Source organism: Mycolicibacterium sp. HS_4_1, from assembly GCF_054515875.1.
Map to the genome: position 1 here is coordinate 5543030 of NZ_CM137261.1, position 23109 is coordinate 5566138.

Annotated in this window: 13 protein-coding genes, 1 tRNA gene and 1 other RNA gene (1 of these 15 running past the window's edge); 7 read left to right on the top strand and 8 right to left on the bottom strand. The window is 68.2% G+C overall.

The genetic code is table 11. From position 1 onward, the window contains the following. The 5 genes from ACX12F_RS26765 to ACX12F_RS26785 all read right to left on the bottom strand — a co-directional run. Nucleotides 1–11389 carry the 5' portion of a non-ribosomal peptide synthetase gene (locus ACX12F_RS26765; protein WP_459367265.1) on the bottom strand. It extends 7550 nt beyond the left edge of the window, so 11389 of the gene's 18939 nt are visible here — the first part of the coding sequence; its start codon is at nucleotides 11387–11389; its stop codon lies off the left edge, out of view. Nucleotides 11390–11432: 43 nt separating this feature from the next. Beyond that, complete coding sequence (locus ACX12F_RS26770) at nucleotides 11433–11657, bottom strand: MbtH family protein (RefSeq protein ID WP_459367266.1); 225 nt, start codon at nucleotides 11655–11657, stop codon at nucleotides 11433–11435. A gap of 435 nt (nucleotides 11658–12092) precedes the next feature. Then, complete coding sequence (recR, locus tag ACX12F_RS26775; protein WP_455981125.1) at nucleotides 12093–12704, bottom strand: recombination mediator RecR; 612 nt, start codon at nucleotides 12702–12704, stop codon at nucleotides 12093–12095. A 1-nt stretch (nucleotide 12705) separates the two neighbouring features. Then, entirely contained in the window at nucleotides 12706–13038 is a 333-nt protein-coding gene (locus ACX12F_RS26780; RefSeq protein WP_029119043.1) for a YbaB/EbfC family nucleoid-associated protein, read from the bottom strand. A 133-nt stretch (nucleotides 13039–13171) separates the two neighbouring features. Continuing rightward, nucleotides 13172–13609 carry an SRPBCC family protein gene (locus ACX12F_RS26785; protein ID WP_459367267.1) on the bottom strand — a complete coding sequence of 146 codons (438 nt, stop codon included), beginning with the start codon at nucleotides 13607–13609 and terminating at the stop codon, nucleotides 13172–13174. Nucleotides 13610–13679: 70 nt separating this feature from the next. Here ACX12F_RS26785 and ACX12F_RS26790 point away from each other — a divergent pair, with 70 nt between their 5' ends. Both ACX12F_RS26790 and ACX12F_RS26795 read left to right on the top strand, forming a co-directional pair. Then, the gene (locus ACX12F_RS26790; RefSeq protein WP_459367268.1) at nucleotides 13680–15071 is read left to right on the top strand and encodes an FAD-binding oxidoreductase; all 1392 of its coding nucleotides are present in this window, start codon (nucleotides 13680–13682) and stop codon (nucleotides 15069–15071) included. After that, nucleotides 15068–16372 (top strand): class I SAM-dependent methyltransferase, encoded by a 1305-nt coding sequence (locus ACX12F_RS26795; RefSeq protein ID WP_459367269.1) that lies wholly within the window; start codon nucleotides 15068–15070, stop codon nucleotides 16370–16372. Before ACX12F_RS26790 ends, ACX12F_RS26795 begins: the two co-directional genes overlap by 4 nt. A 237-nt stretch (nucleotides 16373–16609) precedes the next feature. Here ACX12F_RS26795 and ACX12F_RS26800 read toward each other — a convergent pair whose 3' ends face one another. Further along, complete coding sequence (locus ACX12F_RS26800; RefSeq protein ID WP_459367270.1) at nucleotides 16610–18637, bottom strand: DNA polymerase III subunits gamma/tau; 2028 nt, start codon at nucleotides 18635–18637, stop codon at nucleotides 16610–16612. Between the two features lie 134 nt (nucleotides 18638–18771). On the opposite strand from ACX12F_RS26800, the gene ACX12F_RS26805 reads away from it, so the two are divergent. Next, nucleotides 18772–18990, top strand: a complete 219-nt coding sequence (locus tag ACX12F_RS26805; RefSeq protein ID WP_459367271.1) for a ribosomal protein L7/L12 — start codon at nucleotides 18772–18774, stop codon at nucleotides 18988–18990. 123 nt (nucleotides 18991–19113) lie between these two features. Here ACX12F_RS26805 and ACX12F_RS26810 read toward each other — a convergent pair whose 3' ends face one another. Continuing rightward, nucleotides 19114–20406, bottom strand: a complete 1293-nt coding sequence (locus ACX12F_RS26810) for an aspartate aminotransferase type Ic (protein ID WP_459367272.1) — start codon at nucleotides 20404–20406, stop codon at nucleotides 19114–19116. A gap of 28 nt (nucleotides 20407–20434) precedes the next feature. Beyond that, nucleotides 20435–20531: signal recognition particle sRNA small type (gene ffs / locus ACX12F_RS26815), an RNA gene on the bottom strand. Between the two features lie 68 nt (nucleotides 20532–20599). On the opposite strand from ffs, the gene ACX12F_RS26820 reads away from it, so the two are divergent. From ACX12F_RS26820 to ACX12F_RS26835, 4 genes are all read left to right on the top strand, one after another. Continuing rightward, a tRNA-Ser gene (locus tag ACX12F_RS26820) sits at nucleotides 20600–20685 on the top strand. Nucleotides 20686–20765: 80 nt separating this feature from the next. After that, nucleotides 20766–21536: a lipid uptake coordinator LucA gene (locus tag ACX12F_RS26825; RefSeq protein WP_459367273.1), complete on the top strand. Its 771-nt coding sequence runs from the start codon at nucleotides 20766–20768 to the stop codon at nucleotides 21534–21536. Between the two features lie 45 nt (nucleotides 21537–21581). Continuing rightward, complete coding sequence (locus ACX12F_RS26830) at nucleotides 21582–22595, top strand: S1C family serine protease (protein WP_459367274.1); 1014 nt, start codon at nucleotides 21582–21584, stop codon at nucleotides 22593–22595. A 246-nt stretch (nucleotides 22596–22841) separates the two neighbouring features. Next, on the top strand, nucleotides 22842–23108 hold the full coding sequence (locus tag ACX12F_RS26835; protein WP_459367275.1) for a hypothetical protein: 267 nt from the start codon (nucleotides 22842–22844) through the stop codon (nucleotides 23106–23108). Nucleotide 23109: the final 1 nt, after the last annotated feature.

A 23109-nucleotide genomic window follows, 5' to 3' on the forward strand; every position in this document is an offset into this window, starting at 1 on the left:
CGAAGGGGCAGGCCATGAAACGCGCTGCGGTCAGGCCGGACCGGCGCCAGTAGCCGATGCCGACGCCTCGTCCGGCGAGATACAGCTCGCCGACCACTCCCGGCGGAACGGGGCGCAGCGACTCATCGAGGACGAAGAACGCGGCGCCCGCTGTCGGCGAGCCGATCGGGGGCGCACCAGAGCCCGCGGTCAGCGGCAGGCTCTTGCACAGCCACATGGTCGTCTCGGTCGGGCCGTAGACGTTGACCATCGTGCGGTTCGGTGCCCAGCGGTCGACCATCTCGGGCGGGCAGGCCTCGGCGCCGATGACCAGAGCGGCTGCATCCAGCCCTTCGATCGCCAACACCGCTGCGGCCGAGGGAGTTTGGGTGAGCACGGTGACCTGTTCGCGGACCAGCAGGTCGTGGAAGTCGTCGGCGGAACGGGCCACCGCGTCGGGAACCACCACCAGTCGTCCGCCGTGCAGCAGCGCACCCCAGATCTCCCACACCGAGAAGTCGAACGCGTAGGAGTGGAACTGCGTCCACACCTGCACATTTCCCGTCGCTCCGCTCGCCCCGGCATCCGGCGACAGGTCGATCCCGATCTCCAGGCCCTGGAACAGCTGAACGACGTTGTACTGCGTGACCGCAACGCCTTTCGGCACCCCGGTGGTGCCCGAGGTGTAGATCAGGTGCGCCATGTCGTCGGGTGCGGGCCCCGGTGGCGGGGAGCTCGGCTGCGTCGCGACCCTGGGATCGGCCACGTCGATGACCACGCCGCCGAATCCAGCGAAGCGGTCCGCCAGGTCACCGGAGGTCACCACGGCAATCGGCGCGGCGTCGCCGAGCATGAACTCAATACGCGCCGCAGGCAGTGCGGGATCGAACGGCAGATAAGCCGCACCGGACTTGAGCACCGCGAGGATCGCCACGATCGCTTCGGCCGAACGCGAAAACAGCAGCGCGACAATCTGTCCCGGCCCGGCACCTTGCTCCGTGAGCAGGTTTGCCAATCGGTTCGACGCCTCGTCGAGCTCCCGGTATGTCAGGGACCGGTCGCCGCAGACCACCGCCACCGCATCCGGGGTGCGAGCAGCCTGGGCGGCGAAAACCTCTGGCACGGTCGTCACCGCTGCCGGCCGGCCCAGCACCTCGCGGTTACCCCAGCGGTCCAGCCGGGCCTGCTCGACCTCATCGAGCAGATCGACCGACGACAGCCGCTGCTCCGGATCGGCGCTGAACGCCACCACCATTCGCTCGAACCGGCCGACGAGCGTCTGGATGCTCTCGGCGTCGAAAATGTCGGTGCGGAACTCCACCATCACGTCGAGTCCGTCAGGCTCCCCGTCGGTGTCCCACCGCTCGCCCAGCGAGAACGCCAAGTCCATCCGGGCGGTCTGGGTGTCCACCGTCAGCGGGGTCACCTGCAGATCGCCGAGAGCCAGACCTGCCGCGTCCCCGGCCTGCCAGGAGAAGTTCTGCCAGCCCAGCAGCACCTGGACCACGGGATGGTGGGTCAGGCTCCGCGTGGGATTCAGCCGCTCGACGAGCATCTCGAACGGCACGTCCTGGTGCTCGTATGCCGCCAGGCTCCGCCGGCGGACCTGCGCGAGCAGGTCGACGAACCTGGGGTCGCCGCCGGGGAACTCGCCCAGGTCGACCCGGAGCACCAGGGTGTTGACGAAGAACCCCACGAGATCATCGAGTGCCGGGTCGCGCCGGCCCGCGATCGGGAAGCCCACCGCCACATCAGAAGTCGAGCTGATTCGCGCCAGCAGAGCGGCGAACGCCGCCTGGATCACCATGAAGCTGGTCGCGTTGTGCTCACGGGCGACGCGGCGGATCTGCTGCTGCAGGGCGACCGGCCACTGTACGGTCACCCGTGCGCCGTGGTGGTCGGCCGTCGGCGGGTACGGCCGGTCGGTCGGCAGGTCGAGGCGCTCGGGCAGCCCGGCGAGGGTCTCCTGCCAGAAGTCCAGCTGCGCCGCGATGGGACCGTCGGCATCGTCGAGTTCACCGAATTGTGCACGCTGCCACAGCGTGTAGTCGACATACTGCACCGGCAGCGGCGCCCAGTCCGGGGCTCGCCCGACGCACCGGCTGGCATAGGCCAGGCCGAGATCACGCACGAGCGGGGTCACCGACGAGCCGTCGGCAGCGATGTGGTGCACCACCACGACCAGGATGTGGTTGTCGTCGCTGATGCGGAAGAGCTTGGCGTGGAACGGAACCTGCGCCGAAAGATCGAAAGTGTGCCGCGCCGCCGCGCCCACGGCATCGTCGAGCCGGCGCGCCGTCCAGCCGGCGGCGTCGACGGTCTGCCAGCCGATGTCGGCCCGGTCCGCGGGGATGATCACCTGCTCGGGCGTACCCTCCGGTGCCACGAACAAGGTCCGCAGGCTTTCGTGGCGGGCCACCACATCGGACAAGGCGCGGCCGAGCGCGTCGGCGTCGAGGCGCCCGCGCAGCCGCAGCGCCACAGCCAGGTTGTAGATGGCCGACGGGCCCTGCAATTGGTCGAAGAACCACAACCGGTTCTGGGCGAAGGACAGCGGCAGCAGCTCGGGCCGCTGCCCGGCCACCAGCGGAGCCAGCCGCGTGGCATCTCCGCCGATCCGGGGCGCCAGCTGCGCCACCGTGGGCGCCTCGAACAGCACGCGCACCGAAAGGTCCACCGCCAAACTCGAATTCACCGCACCGATCAGGCGCATCGCCGACAACGAGTCGCCGCCCAGATCGAAGAACGAGTCGTCCACACCGACCCGCTGCACGCCCAACACCTGGGCGTAGATGTCCGCCAGAATCTCCTCCACGACCCCGGCCGGCGCCCGGTAGCCGTCGGCGTCGGCGTACTCCGGCGCCGGTAGCGACTTGCGATCGAGCTTGCCCGACGTCGTCAGCGGCATCTCGTCGAGGACGACGATGTGCTGCGGCACCATGTAGTCGGGCAGCCATGCGCTCAGTCGGTTCCGGACCGCGCTGATCTTCGTGCTGCTGTGCGGCTCGTTCGCGTGGACGCCGGTGTGCGCGAGCGGCCGGTAGAGGTCCGTCAGCGGGACCCCGACCGAACCGGCGTCACCTGGCCTGACGAAGACGGCGTCGACGCTACCGCGCACCGCGCCCCACGTGACGGCGACCTGATATCCCGCGTCTTCACCGATGCGGTGGAGTTCTTCCGTTGTGGCCTCGGCTGTTTCCGAATCACGCGCCGCTCCGGCGAGTTCCGATTCCAGCCCGACGTCGATGCTCACGCCCGTGCGGGGAATGTCGGTGATCCGGATGGCCTCCGGCTGCAGGCCGGTCAACCGGCGCTGCAGGCCGGCGAGGTCGGCGCACTCGTCCCACGTCCAAGAGGGAACATGGGCGACCGAGCGGCCCGCCCCGGGCGCCTTGTGGATGGTGACGTCGTACCGGTAGCGGTTGAGCTCGTTGTCCGCGGTGCCGCGCTTGATCCGGATACCAAGTCCGACAGCCGATTCCCGTCGCGCTGCCCACGTCGTGAAGAACTCCGGCGCCAGCAGCAGCTCTGCTTCACCGAGCACGGCATGTTCAACACGCTGACGGATCACCGCGGCATCGGTACCGGATGTCGCCTCGCTATCACTGCGGCCCAGCACGATGGCGGTCTGGAAGGCGTGCTGCAGGGTGTGGTTTCGGATGTCACCGAGGAACAGCGTGCCGCCGGGCGCCAGCAGCTCCACCGCGTTGTCGATGACCTCGGTCAGGTACGCCGCGTTGGGGAAGTACTGGACGACCGAGTTCACGATGATGGTGTCGAAGTGGCCACGCGGCAGTCCGTCGGTGACGTGCGCCGCCCGCGCCATGAACTCGACCCGGTCACGCCACGGAATCTCCAACTGCTGCAACGAATGCGCCAGCTTGTCGACCGCGGCCGACGACACGTCGGTGGCGACATACTGCTCGCAGTGCGGCGCGATCTGGGACAGGATCAGACCGGAGCCCGCGCCGATCTCCAGCACCCGCCGCGGACGCAGTTCCATGATGCGGTCGACCGTGGCGGCCCGCCACTGCTCCATCTCGGCCAGTGGAATCGGCTCGCCGGTGTAGCTGCTGGTCCAGCCTCGGAAATCCGAACCGAACTCGGGCGCTTCACCTTCCGCGTCGGCGGCGGCGTACAGCTCGTCGTAGATGTCCTGCCACTCCCCGACGATCTCCGCGTCATGCGCGGTGTCACGCTGGCCGTCGGTGGCATGTTCGAAGGTGATGTAACCGACCAACTGCGCGCCGCCGGTGCCGTGGTGCACCGTGGCCGCGGCCTGGCTGACCTGCGGGCAGGCCAGCAGCGCACTTTCGATCTCGCCCAGCTCGATGCGCTGACCGCGCAGCTTGATCTGGGTGTCGGCCCGGCCCAGGTAGTCCAGCGTGCCGTCGGTGTTCCAACGCGCGAGGTCGCCGGTGCGGTACATGCGGCTGCCGGAATCATCCGTCCCGCCATGCGGATTGGCGACGAAGCGTTCGGCGCTCAGGGTCGGTCGGCCCACATAGCCGAGCGCGACCGCGGGGCCGGCCAGGTACAACTCGCCCGTCACACCCGGCGGCACGGGGTTGAGCTGCGCGTCCAGCACCAGGGTCCGGGTGCCCGCGATGGGCCTGCCGATGTTCACCTGCTGCCCCGGCGTCAACGGTGTACCGGTGGCCCAGATGGTGGACTCGCTGGGGCCGTAGGCATTGAACATGCTGCGGCCGGGTGCCCAGGCGTGCACGAGTTCGTCGGGGCAAGCTTCACCGCCGGTGATCAGTGTGGTCAGCCCGTCGAGCCGGGCCCGGTCCAGGGACGCCACGACTGTCGGGGTCAGCAGGGTCGCGCTGACCCGCTGCCGCTGCATCAGGTCGGCGAGTGCCTCGCCCGCGTACACGTCCCGCGGTGCCACCACGAGTGCGGCGGCCGCACCGGTCGCCATCAGCATCTCGAACAGGGACGCATCGAACGTCGGTGCAGCCACCATCAACACCCGCGCGTCGGCGGTCAGATTGTAGGAATCACGTTGTGCCGCAGCCGCTCCCAGCAGGCCTGCGTGGCTGACCGCGACGCCCTTGGGCTCACCCGTCGAACCAGAGGTGAAGATGACATAGGCGGTATTGCCCACTGCCAGCGGTACCGTGCGGTCGGCGTCGGTGATCGGGTCGGCGCGGTAGCCCGACATGTCGCCATCGGCCCGAAACACCGGGCGCGACCCCGCGCCACCGATCCGGTCGACGTCCAGGGTGAGCACACACGTGGCGGCCACCGAATCCAGCACCGTGGCAATACGTTCGACGGGGTGGGTGCGATCCACCGGCACGTACACGCCGCCCGCCTTGAGCACGGCCCACCACGCCACCACCAGTTCGGCGCACCGGTCCATCGCCACGCCCACCGCGCGTTCCGGCCCGACTCCACCCTCGATCAGCAAGCGCGCCAATCGGTTCGACGCTTCGTCGAGCTCGCGGTAGGACATGACCCGCGCGCCGTCGACCACAGCGGCCGCATCCGGATCGACCGCTACGGCGGCGGCCAGCAGTTCGGGTCCGAGCCCCATCGGCGCGCGCGTACCGGCACCGGACCACCGCTGCAGCTCGTCCCGTTCCGCCGCGTCAAGCAGGTTGATGGACAACAACTTCCGCGACGGGTCCGCGGTCATCGCCGCCAACAACCGGCTCAGCCTGCCGGTCAGCGCCTGGATGCCGGCCGCGGTGAACACTTCGGTGTCGTATTCGAGGTGCAGGCCGAGCTCATCGCCCGGAAACGCCTCGACAGTCAGCGGGTAGTGATTGAACTCGCGGTTCGCGAAAGACGAAATCGTCAGCTCGGCACCATCTTCACCACCGACCGACATGCCCGCTTCGACCGGATAGTTCTCGTACACGAAGAGCGTGTCGAAGAGCTGGTCGTGGCCGGCGACGCGGTGAATCTCGCCGAGCGCCAGATGTTGATGATCGAGCGTGTCGTTGTGCGCCGCCTGCAGCTGGTCGAGCAGGCCGGTGACGGTCGTGCCCGCGGCGAGGTTGGCGCGCACCGGCACGGTGTTGATCAGCAGACCGACCATCGATTCGGTGTCGCCCGCATCGAGCTGGCCGAGCCGGGAGCGCGCGGTGCCGAACGCGACGTCACGCTTGCCTGTCAACGACGCCAACAGCACGGCCCACGCGCCCTGCAACACGGTGCTGACGGTGGTCTGGCAGGAGCGCGCGAGCTCTCCGAGGGCGCGCGTGGTCTCTGCCGAAACGTGGCACGACGCGAAGCCGCGGTGTCCGCGGCCCAGCCTGTCCTGTAACCGGTCCTGCGGCGCCACCAGCGTCGGCGTATCGAAGTCCGCGAGCACCTTGCCCCACGCCGCGCGCGCCGCGTCGAGGTCGCGCTCGGCGAGCCAGGTGATGAACTTCCGGTACGACGCCGCGGGCGGCAACCGGTGCCCGGCATACCCGGCGAAGATCTCGCGCAGCAGGATCGGCAGCGACCAGCCGTCGAGCACGATGTGGTGATTGGTCAGCACGAAGCGGTGCCGGTCTGGCGCGATCCGGATCAGCAGGGCGCGGAACGGTGGCTCACCGGCGAGGTCGCCGACGGCAATGCGTTCCGCGGCGCACAGCCGCTGAATCTCGTCTTCGTCCAGTGCGCCCGTCGCGCTGAAATCGAGGAACCGCCAGGCGATTTCCGGTTCGGCCTGAATCACCTGCACCGGCTCGTCGAACTGCTGACAGAAGACAGCGGCGAGGTGCGGGTGCCGATTGACAGTGCTTTGCACCGCATCTCGGAGTCGCTGCGGATCGAGGGCACCGGTGAGCGTGAAGTCCAGTTGTACCGAGTACATCTCGGCCGCGACGTCGGCGCGCTCATGGGCCGTGCGGCTGTGGAACAACAGGCCCTGCTGCAGTGGCGTCAGCGGCAGGATGTCGGCGACCCGGTACTGCTGCTGCAACTGATCGATCTGCTGCTGCCCCAGCTGCGCCGGCGCGATATCCGATGGCGTCAGGCCGCCGCCACCCGCCCGGACGTGCGCGCAGATGCCGGCCAGTGCCTCGAACCACAACCGGCTCAACCGGTTCAGCTGGGCGTCGTCGAGCACGGACGTCGCCCACGTCCAGTCGGCCTGCAGTTGCGGTCCGGCATCGGTGTCGACGGTGCCGGCGTTGAGCTCGACGGTGTGGAACAGCGGCAGGGGCGCCGCGGCGCCATCCAGAGACAGCTCGTCCCGGCCCAGCCGCCACAGTTCTTCGACTCCGGCGATTTGCGGAAAGCCCAGGCGGCCAAGGTAATTGAATCCGATGCTCGGATCCGTGCGATCCAGTTCGATGTCGTCGTTCAGGTACCGCAGCAACCCGTACGTTAGGCCCGGCGGCTGCGCGCGCAGCTGCTCCTTGGCTGTCTTGACAACAGCGCCCAGCGCGTCGTCCCCCTCGACGATCTGTGTCCAGGACAACTCGCCCAACGTCAGTGCCACCGGGTATTTGGCGGTGAACCAGCCCACGGTCCGCGACAGGTCGATATCGTCGGCCAGATCTTCGTCGCGCCCGTGGCTTTCGACGTCGATGCCGATGGGTGCTCCGACGGTGCCCAGAAATTCCGCGACCGCCAGCGCGAACCCGACCAGCAGGATGTCCTGCACGCCGGCGTGAAATGCCGCCGGCACCTCGCCGAGCAGCGCTCGGGTGTGGTCAGCGTCCAGCGTGACCGACAGCCGGCCGGCGGTGGCGTAGGTGTCCGCATCCGGGTCCGCCGCCGGCAGCGCCGCGGGTGCCGATGTCACCTGCTGCCAGGCCGTCGCCTGCGCCAGCACGTCCGGATGCTGCGCATGTTCGCCGAGCCGCGCGGCCCACCGCTGGAACGACGTGCCTGTCGTGGTCAGTTCCACGGGCTGGCCGGCGCGATGCTGCGCCCACGCGATATTGATGTCTTCCAACAGGATTCGCCACGACACCCCGTCGACCGCGAGGTGGTGAACCATCAGGACCAGTTGCTCGGTGGCGCCGACCCACAGGCCGCTGACCATCACCCCGGCACTCGGGTTCAGCTGTCCCCGCGCCGCGGCCACCGCGGCTTCGGTCAGTTCGCCGACGACGGCCACGCATTCGCGGGCAGCAACCGACCCGGCTTCGGGTACTTCCAGTGCGCCATCGGTGTCGACCCGCAGCCGCAGCATCGCGTGCCGATCCATCAAGGCCTGCACCAACATCACCGCGTCGGCCTCGGTGGCGCCCTGCGGCGCCTGCAGCACGAGAGTCTGGTTGAACTGATCGACCGGACCCTCGATGGTGTTGAACCACCGCATGATCGGCGTCGTCCGCACCGCGCCGACGCCCTCGTCGACCACGTCATCCGCGTCGTCGGTCACGGTCACGGTTTGCGCCAGGCGCGCGACCGTCTGCTCGACGAATATGTCGCGCGGGCGGCATGCCAGACCGGCCGCGCGGGCGCGCGCCGCCACCTGCATCGCGAGAATGCTGTCGCCACCCAGCTCGAAGAACGAGTCGTCGACACTGACGGCCGCCGTATCCAGGCCCAGGATTTCGGCGTAGATGGCGGCCAGGATCTCCTCGACCGGGCTGTCCGGCGCACGGTAGTCGTCGCCCGTGTACTCCGGCGCCGGCAGGCTGCGGGTATCGAGCTTCCCGCTGGTGGTCAGCGGCAGTTCCGGCAGCACCACGATCACGGACGGGACGAGATACGCCGGCAGCCGGTCCGCGAGGGCGGCCCGCGCTTCGACGGGATCGACGGTACCGGTGGCGTAGCCGACAAGGCGCTTGTCGCCGGGACGATCCTCCCGGACGATCGCCGCGGCCTGCACGACGCCGTCGAGCGCCGCCAAAGCTGTTTGTACTTCGCCTAATTCGATGCGATAGCCACGAATCTTGACCTGGGCATCGGCGCGGCCCACGTACCGCAGCTGTCCGTCGTCGCCCCAGTACACCAGATCGCCGGTGCGGTACATGCGCTCACCGGGCTTACCGAACGGGCATGGCACAAAACGGGATCCGGTCAATGCGGTCCGGTGCAGATATCCGACACCCACGCCGGCACCGGCCACGTACAGTTCCCCGACCACCCCGGGCTGCACCGGCCGCATCCAGCCGTCCAGCACGAACAAGGCCGCGCCGCTCGGCGGCGCTCCGATCGGGGCCGCACCATCGCCAGCCGTCAGCGGAGCACTGATCGCCGCGTAGATCGTGGTCTCGGTGGGGCCGTAGGCGTTGACCATCGTCCGCGCAGAGCCGTTTTGCTCCTCACGTGCGCGGGGCGCCCACTGCTCGACCACCTCGGCCGGGCACGCCTCGCCGCCCATCACCAGAGCACAGGACTCCAGGCCCGCCATGTCCAACATCCCGATGGCAGAGGGGGTTTGGGTCAGTACGGTGACCTTTTCCGCGATCAGGAAGTCGTGAAACTCGGCCGGGTCGGCGGACACCGACTCAGGAACCACCACCAGTCGGCCGCCACGCAGCAGCGCGGAGAAAATCTCCCACACCGAGAAATCGAACGCATACGAATGCCAGTGCGACCAGGCCTGCTCGGCCGGCAGGCCGGCATCCTGCGAAGCGATCAGCTGCGTGAGGTTCTGGTGGGCAATCGCAACGCCTTTCGGCGTCCCGGTGGTACCCGAGGTGTAGATGACGTATGCGACATCGTCGGGTTCAGGCCCGGCCGCGGCCGGCCAGTCGGCGGGCCCGTCGAATGCGTCGCGCTCCCGCACGTCGATGACGGCGCCGTCGAAACCGTCGAACCGGTCCGCGAGCGCAGTGGTGGTAACGGCCGCGAATGGCGCGGAATCAGCCAGCATGAAGGCGATCCGGGACGCCGGCAAGGCGGGGTCGATCGGCAGGTAGGCCGCGCCGGTCTTGAGCACGCCCAGGATCGTCACGATGGCCTCGGACGACCGCGGCAGCATCACCGCCACGCGCCGGCCCGGCCCGGCACCGCGGTCGGCAAGCAGCTGCGCCATGCGGCTGGATGCGCGGTCCAGCTCCCGGTAGGTCAACGTCCGGCCGTCGCCGCTGAGCGCCACCGCCTCCGGTACCCGAGCCACCTGATCGGCGAAGAGCGCCGGAATCGACACCGTCGAGGCCGTGTCGACATCGAGCGCCGCCCAGTTTCCGAACTCCGCCAGCCGGTCTTGCGCCGGCGAACCGAGCAGCGGCAAGGCGGACAGGCGCCGTGCCGGATCGGCCGTCATCGCGGTCAGCACGCGGTCCAGCTGGTCCGCGAGCTCGACGACGTCGAGCCGGCGGGTGCCGAACGTGGTGACCGACAGCTCGTCACCCGTGCCAGAGAACGCCAGTCCGGAGCCGCGCCCGAGACCTGAGATCAGCTGCGCCGCCGCCGTGGCCTCGCCCAGCGGCACAGTGAACCCCGACGGCAGAAAGTCGACGACGATCCGGTCGGCGCCCGGCCCACGGAGCTTGCGTTCCAGGGCCTGTACCGGAAATCGCTGATGGCGCACCGCTTCTCGGGTGCGGGTGTGCACATGCGCGCAGAACTCGGCGACCGTGACATCAGGCGAAACCTGCAGCACCAGCGGCACCACCCCAGCGACCATGCCGGGCAACGTCTTCGACACCGGCAGCACGCGACGGGTCACCGGCAGGTCGAGCACCACCTCGTGGCCTACCGACGCCCGGCTCCGCAGAACCAGCGCGCACGCCGCGATGAGCACCGTCGACCGGCGCACGTCCCAGGCCTCACACAGTCGTTCGACCCGCGCCAACAACGCGGGGTCCAACTGGATCGGCTCGGACGAGCCATCGACGGCACCCGTGGCGTCATCCGACTCGAGCTCGCGCGTGGTTTCCGCCGGCAGATTTGCCGTCCAGTACGCCTCGTCCTCGGCGTAGTCCGCGGAGGCTTCGTAGGCTTCTTCGCAGTTGAGCAGGTCTTGCAGGGAACTGAAATACGACGGCTGAATCGGCAGGCCCGCAACAGCTTCCGAGTACACCGCGGCAATCCGCTGCAGGACCAGCGCCAGCCCGATACCGTCGGCAACGATGTGGTGGCAGCACGCGAAGAAGTAGGACTTAGTGGCGTCGGCGCGGAAGTACGCGAAGCGCAGCAGTGGGCCGTCCAACGGCATCGGGGTGCGCTGCAGCGCCGAGGCCATCGCGCGCGCCTCGGCCATCGGCTGGTCCGCGTGTGTCGGATCGGTACGGGCCAGATCGTGAAAGTCCACTTCGATGTCGGCGACGTCGAGCAGTCGCTGGCGCACCTGGCCGTCGGATTCCGAGAAGGTCGCGAGCACCGGATCGGCCTCGCCGACGACGCGGCGGATGGACTGCTCGAAGATCTCGAAATCAACCGGGCCGTCAATTTTTACGAAGATGCCGAGCTGCCATTCCGCAGCCGATTGACCTGTTTCCTGCGCGAGCCAGATATCCAACTGCCCACGCGTGACAGGCAACGACGAATCGCCGAGATCCATCCCGAAACCAGAAATGCCGAACTACCCCTGAATCACCGAGCGATCAGAGCCGCTGCCCGACCGCGAGTCGGTCCCGCAAGCTCTTCGGCCGGATGTCGGCCCACTCCCGCTCGATGTACTCCAGGCACGCGGCGCGGTCCGCCTCGCCGAAGACCACCCGCCAGCCCGCCGGAACGTCAGCAAAGGTCGGCCACAGGCTGTGCTGCTCTTCGTCGTTGATCAGCACGAAGAAAGAACCATTGTCGTCGTCGAACGGGTTGGTGCTCATGGTGCCCCCAAAAGAATTGACGCTCAAGATAATTGGGCGAGGCGATTTCCGGTCGCCTCGTGGGCGAATGCTACATGCCCACACTATGACCACAAACGGGCGTCAATAAACCGACCCCGGCGCGCCGCGATCGAGCAATCCATCCGAAATCCCCGATGTCGGAACAACTTTGGCGATAATCTTTGCCCGATGCCAACTGCCGTGCTGACTTTGCAGGGCACACCCTCCGGCAGTTAATTCCGATAGTTAGCTGTATTCGCCGATACGGGGCTCAAGCACAAAAAGTAGGAGTACCCACCCCTACGGGAAGTCGTTTCGTCGCAACGCAGAGTTAAACCACCGCGGCCGAGCCGCGAATCAGACCACCGCGGCCGAGCCGCGAATCAGACCACCGCGGCCGAGCCGCGAATCAGACCACCGCGGCCGAGCCGCGAATCAGACCATGGCGCGGCGGCCGGCCAGGGCCCGGCCCAGCGTCAGCTCGTCGGCGAATTCCAGGTCGCCACCCATCGGCAGACCCGACGCGATGCGCGTCACCGAAAGTCCCGGAATGTCCCGCAGCATGCGCACCAGGTACGTGGCGGTGGCCTCGCCCTCGGTGTTCGGGTCGGTCGCGATGATCACCTCGACGATGTCCACGCCGTCGACCCGCTGTCCAATCCTGTTGAGCAGTTCGCGAATTCGCAATTGCTCCGGCCCGACGCCGGACAGCGGATCGAGCGCCCCACCCAGGACGTGGTAGCGCCCGCGGAATTCGCGCGTGCGCTCCACCGCCTGGACGTCCTTGGGCTCCTCGACGACACACACCAGCGAGCCATCGCGGCGCGGGTCGCTACAGATGCGGCACCGGTCGTCGTCGGACACGTTTCCGCACACCGCACAGAACTTGACCCCGTCGCGTACCCGGTTCAGCACCGCGGTCAGCCGGTCGATCTCCGGCGGCTCCACCGACAACAGGTGGAACGCGATGCGCTGGGCACTCTTCGGCCCGATACCCGGCAGCTTGCCGAGCTCGTCGATCAAATCCTGTACTGGTCCTTCAAACACATCAGAACCCGGGCAGGCCCATGCCCTGCATGCCGCCGGCCAGCGGACCGAGGCGCTGCTGCGCCATCAGTGTCACCTGCTCGGAAGCGTCGCCCAGGGCACCCACGATGAGGTCCTGCAGCGTCTCGATGTCGTCCGGATCGACGACCTTCGGGTCGATGGTCAGCGCGGTGATCTCCCCACTGCCCATCATGGTGACCTTGACCAGCCCACCGCCGGCCTGACCGACCACCGACGAGGTGGCCAGGGACTCCTGCGCAGCCATGAGCTGCTGCTGCATCTGCTGCGCCTGAGCGAGCAGCGCGGACATATCGGGCTGGCCACCGGGTTGCATGAAGATCCCCTTGGTTTGATTCGCGGCTCAGCCGCGGTGTTTCGATGATCGGGTGTGCGCGCCAGCCTAGTCGCCCGACGGAAGGTCGGGCGACCATCTGGCCGCTAATGACGGACGCGTCGCGCCGTCGCGGCTATCCCTCGACAACCTTCTTCAAGTTGCCCAGCACCTCGTCCTGAATCTTGCGCAGACCCAGGGGCGCGAAGGTCTTCTCGAAGAAGCCGCCGATGCCGCCGGCGCCCTGCCACGCGGTCTTGACGGTGACGGTCGAACCGGTGCCGGCCGGGGCGACGGTCCAGGTGGTCACCATCGACGAGTTGGCGTCCTTCTCGATGACGCTCTTGCCGGCGACGTCGACCGTGGCCTTGACGTCCCGCGAGCGCTTCTTGGTGGCCTGCAGCTTCCACGTCGCAACAGTGCCGGCGCCCTGTCCGCCTTCGAGCACCTGGTAGCCGCTGTAGTTCGGCGAGAGGATCTTCGGGCGCACGGTCTGGTAGTCGGCGACCGCCGCCAGCACCTTCTCCGGCTCGGCGAGAATCAACACGGTGCTGGACGCACTGACCTGTCCCATCAGGCAAAACTCCTGTTCGTGGCTTCACTGTGCGGTCGCGAGGACCGCGGTCTCGGTCTAGCGTATATGTGTGACCGCTGTCGCGACCGACGCGACGGCCGCCCACGAGGCGGCCGTGCAGCGGCTGCTGGACAGCTACCGCGCCATCCCGCAGGGGGCGACGGTGCGGCTGGCGAAACCGACATCGAACCTGTTCCGCGCCCGGTCACGCACCAAGACCAAGGGGCTGGACGTCTCCGGGCTCGACGGCGTCCTCGCGGTCGACACCGAGTCCCGTACCGCCGACGTCCAGGGCATGTGCACCTACGAGACTCTGGTGGCGGCGACGCTGCCGTTCGGCTTGGCGCCTTTGGTCGTTCCGCAACTCAAGACCATCACCCTCGGGGGCGCCGTCACCGGGCTGGGCATCGAGTCGACGTCCTTCCGCAACGGCCTGCCGCACGAGTCCGTGCTGGAGCTGGACATCCTCACCGGGGCCGGCGAGCTGATCCAGGCTTCCCCGCACACCCATTCCGACCTGTTCTACGCCTTCCCGAATTCCTATGGCACGCTGGGCTATTCGGTGCGGCTACGGATCGAGCTGGAACCCGTGCGGCCGTTCGTCAAGCTCAGGCACCTGCGCTTCCACCGGCTCACCGATCTGGTCGGCGAGCTGCAGCGGATCCTCGACACCGGCGGCCATGACGGCGTCCCGGTCGACTATCTCGACGGCGTCGTCTTCGGCCCCGACGAGAGCTATCTGTGCCTGGGGATGAAGACCGGGACGGACGGCCCGGTCAGCGATTACACCGGACAGCGCATCTTCTACCGGTCCATCCAGCACGACTCCGGCGAACGACACGACCGGCTCACCACGCATGACTATCTCTGGCGCTGGGACACCGACTGGTTCTGGTGCTCCGGGGCCTTCGGTGCACAACGTCCGCTCGTGCGGCGGTTGTGGCCCCGGCGGTACCGACGCAGCAGCGTGTACTGGAAGCTGGTCGGCCTGGACCAGCGCTTCCACATCGCCGACCGGATCGAACGGCGGAGCATCTTCGCCCCGAAGCAGCCCCTGCGCGAGCGCGTGGTGCAGGACGTCGAGGTGCCGGTCGAGCGCGTCGTCGACTTTCTCGAGTGGTTTCTCGAGCGGGTGCCCATCACCCCGATCTGGTTGTGCCCGTTGCGGTTACGCGGTGACACCGGGTGGCCGCTGTATCCGATCCAGCCCCACCGCAACTACGTCAACGTCGGGTTCTGGTCATCGGTGCCGGCCGGCCGGGAGGCCGGCGAGACGAACCGGTTGATCGAGAGCAAGGTCGACGAATGCGGCGGCCACAAATCCCTGTACTCCGAATCGTTCTATTCGCCCGAGGATTTCGACAGGCGTTACGGCGGCGCGGAGTACCGGAAGGTCAAGGACGTTTACGACCCCGAATCGCGGCTACTGGACCTCTATGCGAAGGCGGTACAACGGCAATGACGACTACTGACGACCGCGGTACGACCGACGGCAAGCTGACTCTGGCTGAAGTGCTGGAGAGCTTCTCGAGCGGTCGGCTGCCCCTGAAATTCGAGGCGTACGACGGCAGTTCCGCCGGCCCCGAGGACGCCGCACTGGGCTTGAGCCTGCTCACTCCCCGGGGCACCACCTACCTCGCGACCGCACCCGGCGACCTGGGCCTGGCCCGCGCCTACGTCGCGGGTGATCTCGCGGCACTCGGCGTACATCCGGGCGACCCCTACGAGTTGCTCAAAGCGCTTGCCGACAAGCTGCAGTTCAAGCGCCCGCCGATCCGGGTGCTGGCCAACATCGTGCGGTCCATCGGATACGAGCACCTGCTGCCGATTGCCCCGCCGCCGCAAGAGGCCCTACCGAAATGGCGGCGGATTGCGGAAGGGCTGCGGCACAGCCGGATCCGGGACGCTGAGGCCATCCACCACCACTACGACGTGTCCAACGCGTTCTACGAGCGGGTGCTCGGCCCGTCGATGACCTACACCTGCGCCTGCTACCCGCGCCCGGACGCCACGCTCGAAGAAGCCCAGGAGAACAAGTACCGGCTGGTGTTCGACAAGCTGCGGTTGCAGCCCGGTGACCGACTGCTCGACGTCGGCTGCGGCTGGGGCGGCATGGTCCGGTACGCCGCCCGGCGCGGTGTCCAGGCCACCGGCGTGACACTGTCCGCGGCGCAGGCCGACTGGGCCCAGCACGCGATCGCCGACGAGGGTCTGACCGAGCACGCCCGCGTCGTCCATGGTGATTACCGCGACGTACGGGCGGACAACTTCGACGCGGTGTCGTCGATCGGCCTGACCGAGCACATCGGTATCGCCAACTACCCGGCCTACTTCCAGTTCCTGCGCGACCGGCTACGGCCCGGCGGGCTGCTGCTCAACCACTGCATCACCCGACCGCACAACCACGCCAGGAGCGTCGGCGGCTTCATCGACCGGTACGTCTTCCCCGACGGGGAACTGACCGGCTCCGGCCGGATCATCGCCACGGCCCAGGACGCCGGACTGGAGGTCCTGCACGAGGAGAACCTGCGCCAGCACTACGCCCTGACGCTGCGCGACTGGTGCGCCAACCTGGTCCGGAACTGGGACGAAGCCGTCGCCGAGGTCGGACTGGCCACAGCCAAGGTCTGGGGCATGTACATGGCCGGCTCCCGCGTGGGCTTCGAGACCAATGTGGTTCAACTGCACCAGGTTCTGGCCGTCAAGCTGGACGACCACGGCGCCGACGGCGGGCTGCCGCTGCGGCCGTGGTGGACGCCCTGAGCGCGGGCTCCGACACCACCGTGCGTCAACGCAGCGGGCGCCGTGCTCCCCTGGGACATGTTCGGTCAGGACCTGTCACCATCAGCTGACATGGTCAGCCCAAGCTGACGGCTCCCAATCGCAAGTGCCGTCGGAAAACCGACACACCAGCCCAGCGGGTATCGCTACTGCGCATCCAGACCACCCCGCGGGCGATTTTCGCGATTCCCACGCACGCTGACGGGTTTCGCCGCCCTACTACTCCCCGATCGGCCGGGCGCCCAGCTCACTCTTGAGCAGCTCCAGCGCCACTTCTTCGGGATCACGGCGGGGCACGTCCGTGCCACGGTCGTTGGCGGCATCGGCCAGCATGTCCTCTTCTTCGGCACGCTCGACGGCGGCCTGCTGCTCGGGCGTCGGCGCTGCGGGTCGCGGCGTCGACGCCGGGGCGGCACCGGCCGGCGGGGCCCCGGCCGCACCCGCGGGCGCGGCACCGGCATCGCACCGCACCCGCCAGTTCACCCCGAGCGCGTCCTTGAGCGCCTCGCGGATGACGTCGGCGTTGTGCTGCTCGCTGAGTCGTCTCGCCAGCGGTGGCGCCGGATGCGCCAACACCAGGGTGTCGGCCTCGATGCCACGGACCGTCGCCTCCATCAGCATGGCTTCCAGTGAGCGACTGCGGGCGCGGACCTTCTCGCGCACCGTCGGCCACATGGTGCGCACCGCGGCCGCGTCGGGCTCGCCGGGCCCAGCAGTCGAAGCCGCGGCCGGCGCGGGTGCCGGGGCCGCCGGCGCCGCCGGGGCTGCGGGTGCGGGAGCCGGGGCCGGTTCAGGCGATGTTTCACGTTGAACCGGCGCGGGTTCGGGGGCCGGACGCGGCTCGGGCCGTGACACCGGAGGTGCCGAGGGCGCCGGCGGCGTCGGCTCAGGCGCCGGTTCAGCGGCAGAAACCGATTGCGGCGCTTGGCTTCTCCGCGTGAATCGCGAGGCACCCAAGCCTGCGTCAGCGGCCGGCGTGGACAGGCTCGGCGGAGCTTCCGCCGACGATTCGTGAGCAGAACCTGGCGTCACTACCGCCGCCGGAGCGGGACGCGGCGCGGCGGCGACCCCACCCTCGGACGCCGGGATCGAGACGTTCATCCGCGTCTCGATGCGCTCGATCCGTTGCAGCAGAGCGGCTTCGGTGTCGCTGGCCGACGGCAACAGCAGCCGGGCGCACACCACTTCGAGCAGCAGCCGGGGTGCCGTCGCGCCGCGCATCTCCCCCAGGCCGGCATGCATCACCTCGGCGTAGCGGGTCAGTGTCGCGGTGCCGATCTGGGCAGCCTGGTCCCGCATGCGTTCCATGACGTCGTCCGGCGCGTCGACCACACCGCGCGCCGCGGCATCCGGAACCACTTGCAGCACAATCAGATCCCGGAAGCGCTCCAGCAGGTCGGTGCCGAATCGGCGCGGGTCGTGCCCGGCGTCGATCACCGACTCGACGGCTCCGAAGAGCGCGGCACCGTCGCCCGCGGCCAGTGCGTCGACAGCGCGGTCGATCAGCGCGAGGTCCGTCGCTCCCAGCAGAGACAGCGCCCGCTGGTAGACCACACGGTTCTGCTCGGCGCCGGCCAGCAGCTGGTCGAGCACCGACAAGGTGTCGCGGGGCGAGCCGCCGCCGGCCCGGATGACCAACGGGTACACCGCGTCGTCGACGCCCACGTCCTCCTGGGCGCAGATCTTCTCCAGCAGCCCGCGCATGGTCTTCGGCGGCAGCAACCGGAACGGGTAGTGGTGCGTGCGCGACCGGATGGTCGGCAGCACCTTCTCCGGCTCCGTGGTCGCGAACACGAAGATGAGGTGCTCCGGCGGCTCCTCGACGATCTTCAGCAGCGCGTTGAAACCGGCGTTGGTCACCATGTGCGCTTCGTCGATGATGAAGATGCGGTAGCGCGACTGTGCCGGTGCGTAGAACGCGCGGTCCCGGAGTTCACGCGTGTCGTCGACACCACCGTGGCTGGCCGCGTCGAGCTCGACGACGTCGATGTTGCCCGGCCCGTTGGGCGCGAGCGCCACACACGAATGGCACACCCCGCACGGGTTGGCCGTCGGGCCCTCCTCGCAGTTCAGTGACCGGGCCAGGATGCGCGCAGACGACGTCTTACCGCAGCCGCGCGGCCCGGAGAACAGGTAGGCGTGGTTGATCCGCCCTGATTCCAGCGCGTTGCACAGCGGCTCGGTGACATGTTCCTGCCCGACTACCTCAGCGAAACTTGCCGGTCGATACTTGCGGTAGAGAGCCACGGGAGAAGGCTACCGAGCGAGTCTGACGCTCCGCATGGCACAGCCCTACCTGATCGGCGACACTGGCCGGCTTAGCACTGTTCGGGCACTCCGGCGATGTTTCGTACGACGATCTGCTGAACCGGTTCACCGAGTTGGAACGCCGGGTGGCGGTCCTGGAACGCGTCGGCCACGGCGGCAGTGTGAGCTCGCCGCCGCCGCCGGCCAGACCGCAACCGTCCGCAGGCGCGGGGGTCAGCCAGGAAGTCTGGCGGCTGGCGGCCTCTGGACAGAAGATCCAGGCCATCAAACGTCTGCGTGAGGAAACCGGGATGGGCCTGAAAGCGGCCAAGGACGTCGTCGACCGGCTATAGCCGCTACCAACAAGCTCAGCTTCCGCGAACCTGACGTGGTGGTGGGAAATCCGCCCGCGAATCGCCGTGCAGTCAGGCTCGACTGCAGTTCAGAGCCAATCCGGAGTGCCGGCCCGCCCGGCGTCAATCCTTCAGCAGTACCTCGGTCGCAGCCAGCAGCGCGCACGTCGCCAGGCCGTCGATGGCGACCCGCAGGTCCGGCAGCGACGGGAACGTCGGCGCGATCCGGATGTTCTTGTCGTCCGGATCCTTCTTGTACGGGAACGACGCGCCGGCCGCGGTCACCGCGATGCCGGCATCCTTCGCCAGAGCCACGGTGCGCTTGGCGGTGCCCGGCCACACATCGAGGCTGACGAAGTAGCCCCCCTTGGGGTCGGTCCACGACGCGATCTTCGACTCGCTGAGCCGGTCGTCGAGAATTTCGGCGACCGCCGCGAACTTCGGCGCCATCAGCGCCTGGTGCCGCTGCATGTGCAGCCGCACGCCGTCGGCGTCGCCGAAGAAGCGCACATGCCGCAGCTGGTTCACCTTGTCCGGGCCGATGGTCTTCTTCTCTGCGTGCTGCAGGTACCACGCGATGTTGCCGAGCGAGCCACCGAAGAAACTGACGCCGGCTCCGGCGAAGGTGATCTTGGACGTCGAGGCGAAGACGTACGGCCGGTTCGGGTTGCCCGCGGTCGCGGCCAGCCCGACGATGTCGATGTTCGGCACCGATTCGTGCGTCAGGGTGTGCACGGCGTAGGCGTTGTCCCAGAACAACCGGAAATCCGGTGCGGCCGTTTGCATCTGAACCAGCCGCCGGGTGACCTCCCAGGAGTAGGTGACACCGGTCGGGTTGCCGAACACCGGCACGCACCACATGCCCTTGATCGCCGGGTCGGCGGCGACCAGTTCCTCGATGAGGTCGACGTCCGGGCCCTCCTCGAGCATGGGCACCGGGATCATCTCGATGCCGAAGCTCTCGGTGATCGCGAAGTGGCGGTCATACCCCGGCGCCGGGCACAGGAACCTAAGACCGGAACTCGCAACGTCCTCGATCCAAGGCCGCGGCGAATCGACGCCACCGTGCAGCAACGAGAACACGATGACGTCGTGCATCAGCTCCAGGCTGGCGTTGTTGCCGGCGATCAGGTTCGGCACCGGCAGGCCGAGCAGCTCACCGAAGATGGCCCGCAGCTCGGGCAGGCCGTGAAGGCCGCCGTAGTTGCGGGTGTCGGTGCCGGTGGAATCCAGGTAGGAGCCCGGGGTGTCCCCGGGCAGGCCCAGCATGGCGTTCGACAGATCGAGCTGCTCCGCTGATGGCTTACCCCGAGTCAGATCGAGAGTCAGATTGCGGGCCTGCAGCTCGGCGTAATTGCGCTGCTGCAGTTCGAGTTGGGCCTGCAATTCGTCACGGCCGAGGGACAGAAACGACACGGCGCGCCTCTCGCATCAGATCGCGAAAACATAGGGGACCCCGCGCACCCGCCAGAGCCCGTTGACCCTTGCTGCCTTCCGGCCCTGGGGGAGTTCACAGGATGGACGCCGCGCGGGGTCCGGCCATGAGTGTAGTACCCACCCAGTGGCACGCCGGTAGGGCGTCGGATCCGGGTCGGGTACCCTTGTCGACGGAGGATTCGCCTAGTGGCCTATGGCGCTCGCCTGGAACGCGGGTTGGGTTAACAGCCCTCAGGGGTTCAAATCCCCTATCCTCCGCACTCGGTCCGGGGTGCGACCAGCTGACAAGCCGGTCGCACCCCGGACCCACATCGGAGCGAAAAACCTCGAGGAGCAGCATGCGGCGGCCGGTAGCGATCCTTTGGCACGCGTCATTCCTGGTGCTCGCCGGGCTGCTCTTCTTCTTCTTCGCCCTGCCCCGCTGGAATGAGCTGACCGGCGACTGGTCGCACGCTCTCGGCACCGCGATGCGCATCGTCTGCGGCCTCGTCGTCGCGTTGTCGGCGCTGCCGGTCCTGTTCACCCGCCAGCGCACCGCCCAGCCCGAGTACGGCACCCCCGAGTTGGCACTGTCTCTGCGCACCTGGTCGATCGTCCTGCACATCGTCGCCGGCGTCCTGATCATCGGTGCCGCGATCAGCGAGATCTGGCTGACCCTGGATCAGGCGGGCACCTGGCTGTTCGGCATCTACGGTGGCGCGGCCGGGCTGGCCCTGCTCGCCGCACTCGGGTTCTACCTGGCTTTTGTCGCCGAACTGCCGCCGCCGCCCCCAGCTCCGCTGAAGGTCAAGGACGGCACTCGCCGCAGCCGGCGCAAGGATGACGAGGCCACCGATGAGGCCTCAGCCGGCACCGCCGAAGCCGGCGACGAGACCGCCTCAGAGGTCGTTGCGGAGGCGGGCGAAGCGGCAACCGAGGCCGCCGAGACCGCCGACGCCGGTAACGCCGACGACGCCGAGTCCGATGAAGCTGCCAAGACGTCCGGCGAAGAGACCGCCGACACCGATGAGGACGAGGCTGAAGAAAAGGCCACTGATGACGCGCCCGCCGGTAAGCTGCGCAACCGCCGCTCCGGCAAGGGTTCCGGGTTGTTCGGGCGCGGAGCCTAAGGGTCCGGTCACACGGCCATCACCTCGCAGTCCGGAGGACAGCACATGGGCGGGTTCCGCTTCGGCGGCCGATTCGGCACCGCGGTCGTCGCGGCAGCCGTCGGCCTGGCCACCATCAGCGTCGCTCCAGCCGCCCACGCCGACCCGTCCGCTGCCGAAGCCGCCGTCGAACCCGCGACCGCGCGCGTCGACACCATCATCAATTACCAGCACGCCATCGGTGCCGGGACCGGCTTCGTGCTGGACCCGGGTGGCGGGCTGCTGACGAACTTCCACGTTGTGCAGGGTGCCGACAAGGTGACGGCCACCGTCGGCGGGCGGCCGTACCGCGCGGACCTGGTGGGCTACGACCGGCATCACGACATCGCTGTGCTGCAGCTGCGCGGCGCAGCCGATCTGCCGGTGGCGCCGATCGGAGACTCCACCCAGTTGGCTGTCGGCGACGAGGTGGTCGCGCTGGGCAACGCGGACGGCAGCGGCAGCTCGCTGACCCACGAGGCCGGACACGTGATCGGTCTGAACCGCAGCATCACCGCAAAAGACGAGTTGACGGGCAGTTCGGAGCAGGTGACGGGCCTGATCCAATTCGCGGCCCCGGTGCGGGCCGGCGATTCGGGCGGACCCTTGGTCGCCGCCGACGGCCGGGTCGTCGGGATGACGACGGCGGCGACGCTGAACTACCGCATGGGTCCGGGCGGTGAGGGTTTCGCGATCCCGATCAACGAAGCGCTGGCAACCGCTGCGCAGATCCGGGCCGGCACCGTGTCGAACAACATCCACATCGGACAGCCCACGCTGCTCGGCGTCGGTGTCGGTGGCACAGATGAGCACTCTCAGCTGCCCGGCGTGTTGATCCGCGACGTGATCAGCGGTGGGCCCGCGCAAATCGCCGGGATGCTCCCCGGCGACGTGCTGGTGAGCATCGATGCCGTCACGGTGAGCTCGGCCGGCGCGCTTACCAGCGTGCTGGATCGGCACTATCCCGGCGACGTCGTCGACCTGTTCTGGATCGACCGCGCCGGACAGCAGCACACCGGCAAGGCCGTGCTGACGTCCTGACACGCAAGTTTCTGGCAAGAAAATCTACTAGCCCGTCAAAGTAGCTGGCTAGCAGTACTGCCGGGTACTTCCCGCTATGACGATTTGCCACCGCTCCTCGGCGTACCGTAATGGCGTCTTGCTGGCCGCCAAGGTCCTTGGCGGGCGCGTTTTCGCGAGTTAGATTGACGACACATTCAGCATGTCAATGAGCCTTCGGTCACAGCTGTTAGCGCGGCGGTCACCAGCTCAAAGGGGAGTAGCCCAGTGGTCCACCTCTACATGGAGGCGTACACAGCAATGTGGGCCGTGGTGTCCCTGGCGACGCATCTGGTCGGCCGGCGGTTGAGCAGTGACGAGCAACCGCCCGACCATCCCTTGCTCACCGGCGTTCTGGCCGGCGCGTTGTGGCCTGTCGTCGTGGTCGGCCTGCTGGAGGCGTTCACCATCGCGTTGATGTCCGGTAGCCATGCCTGGCGCGACCCGTCCCCCGTCGAGCCGGCCTACCTCGCCACCGTCGCGCCTCTGCCGTAGT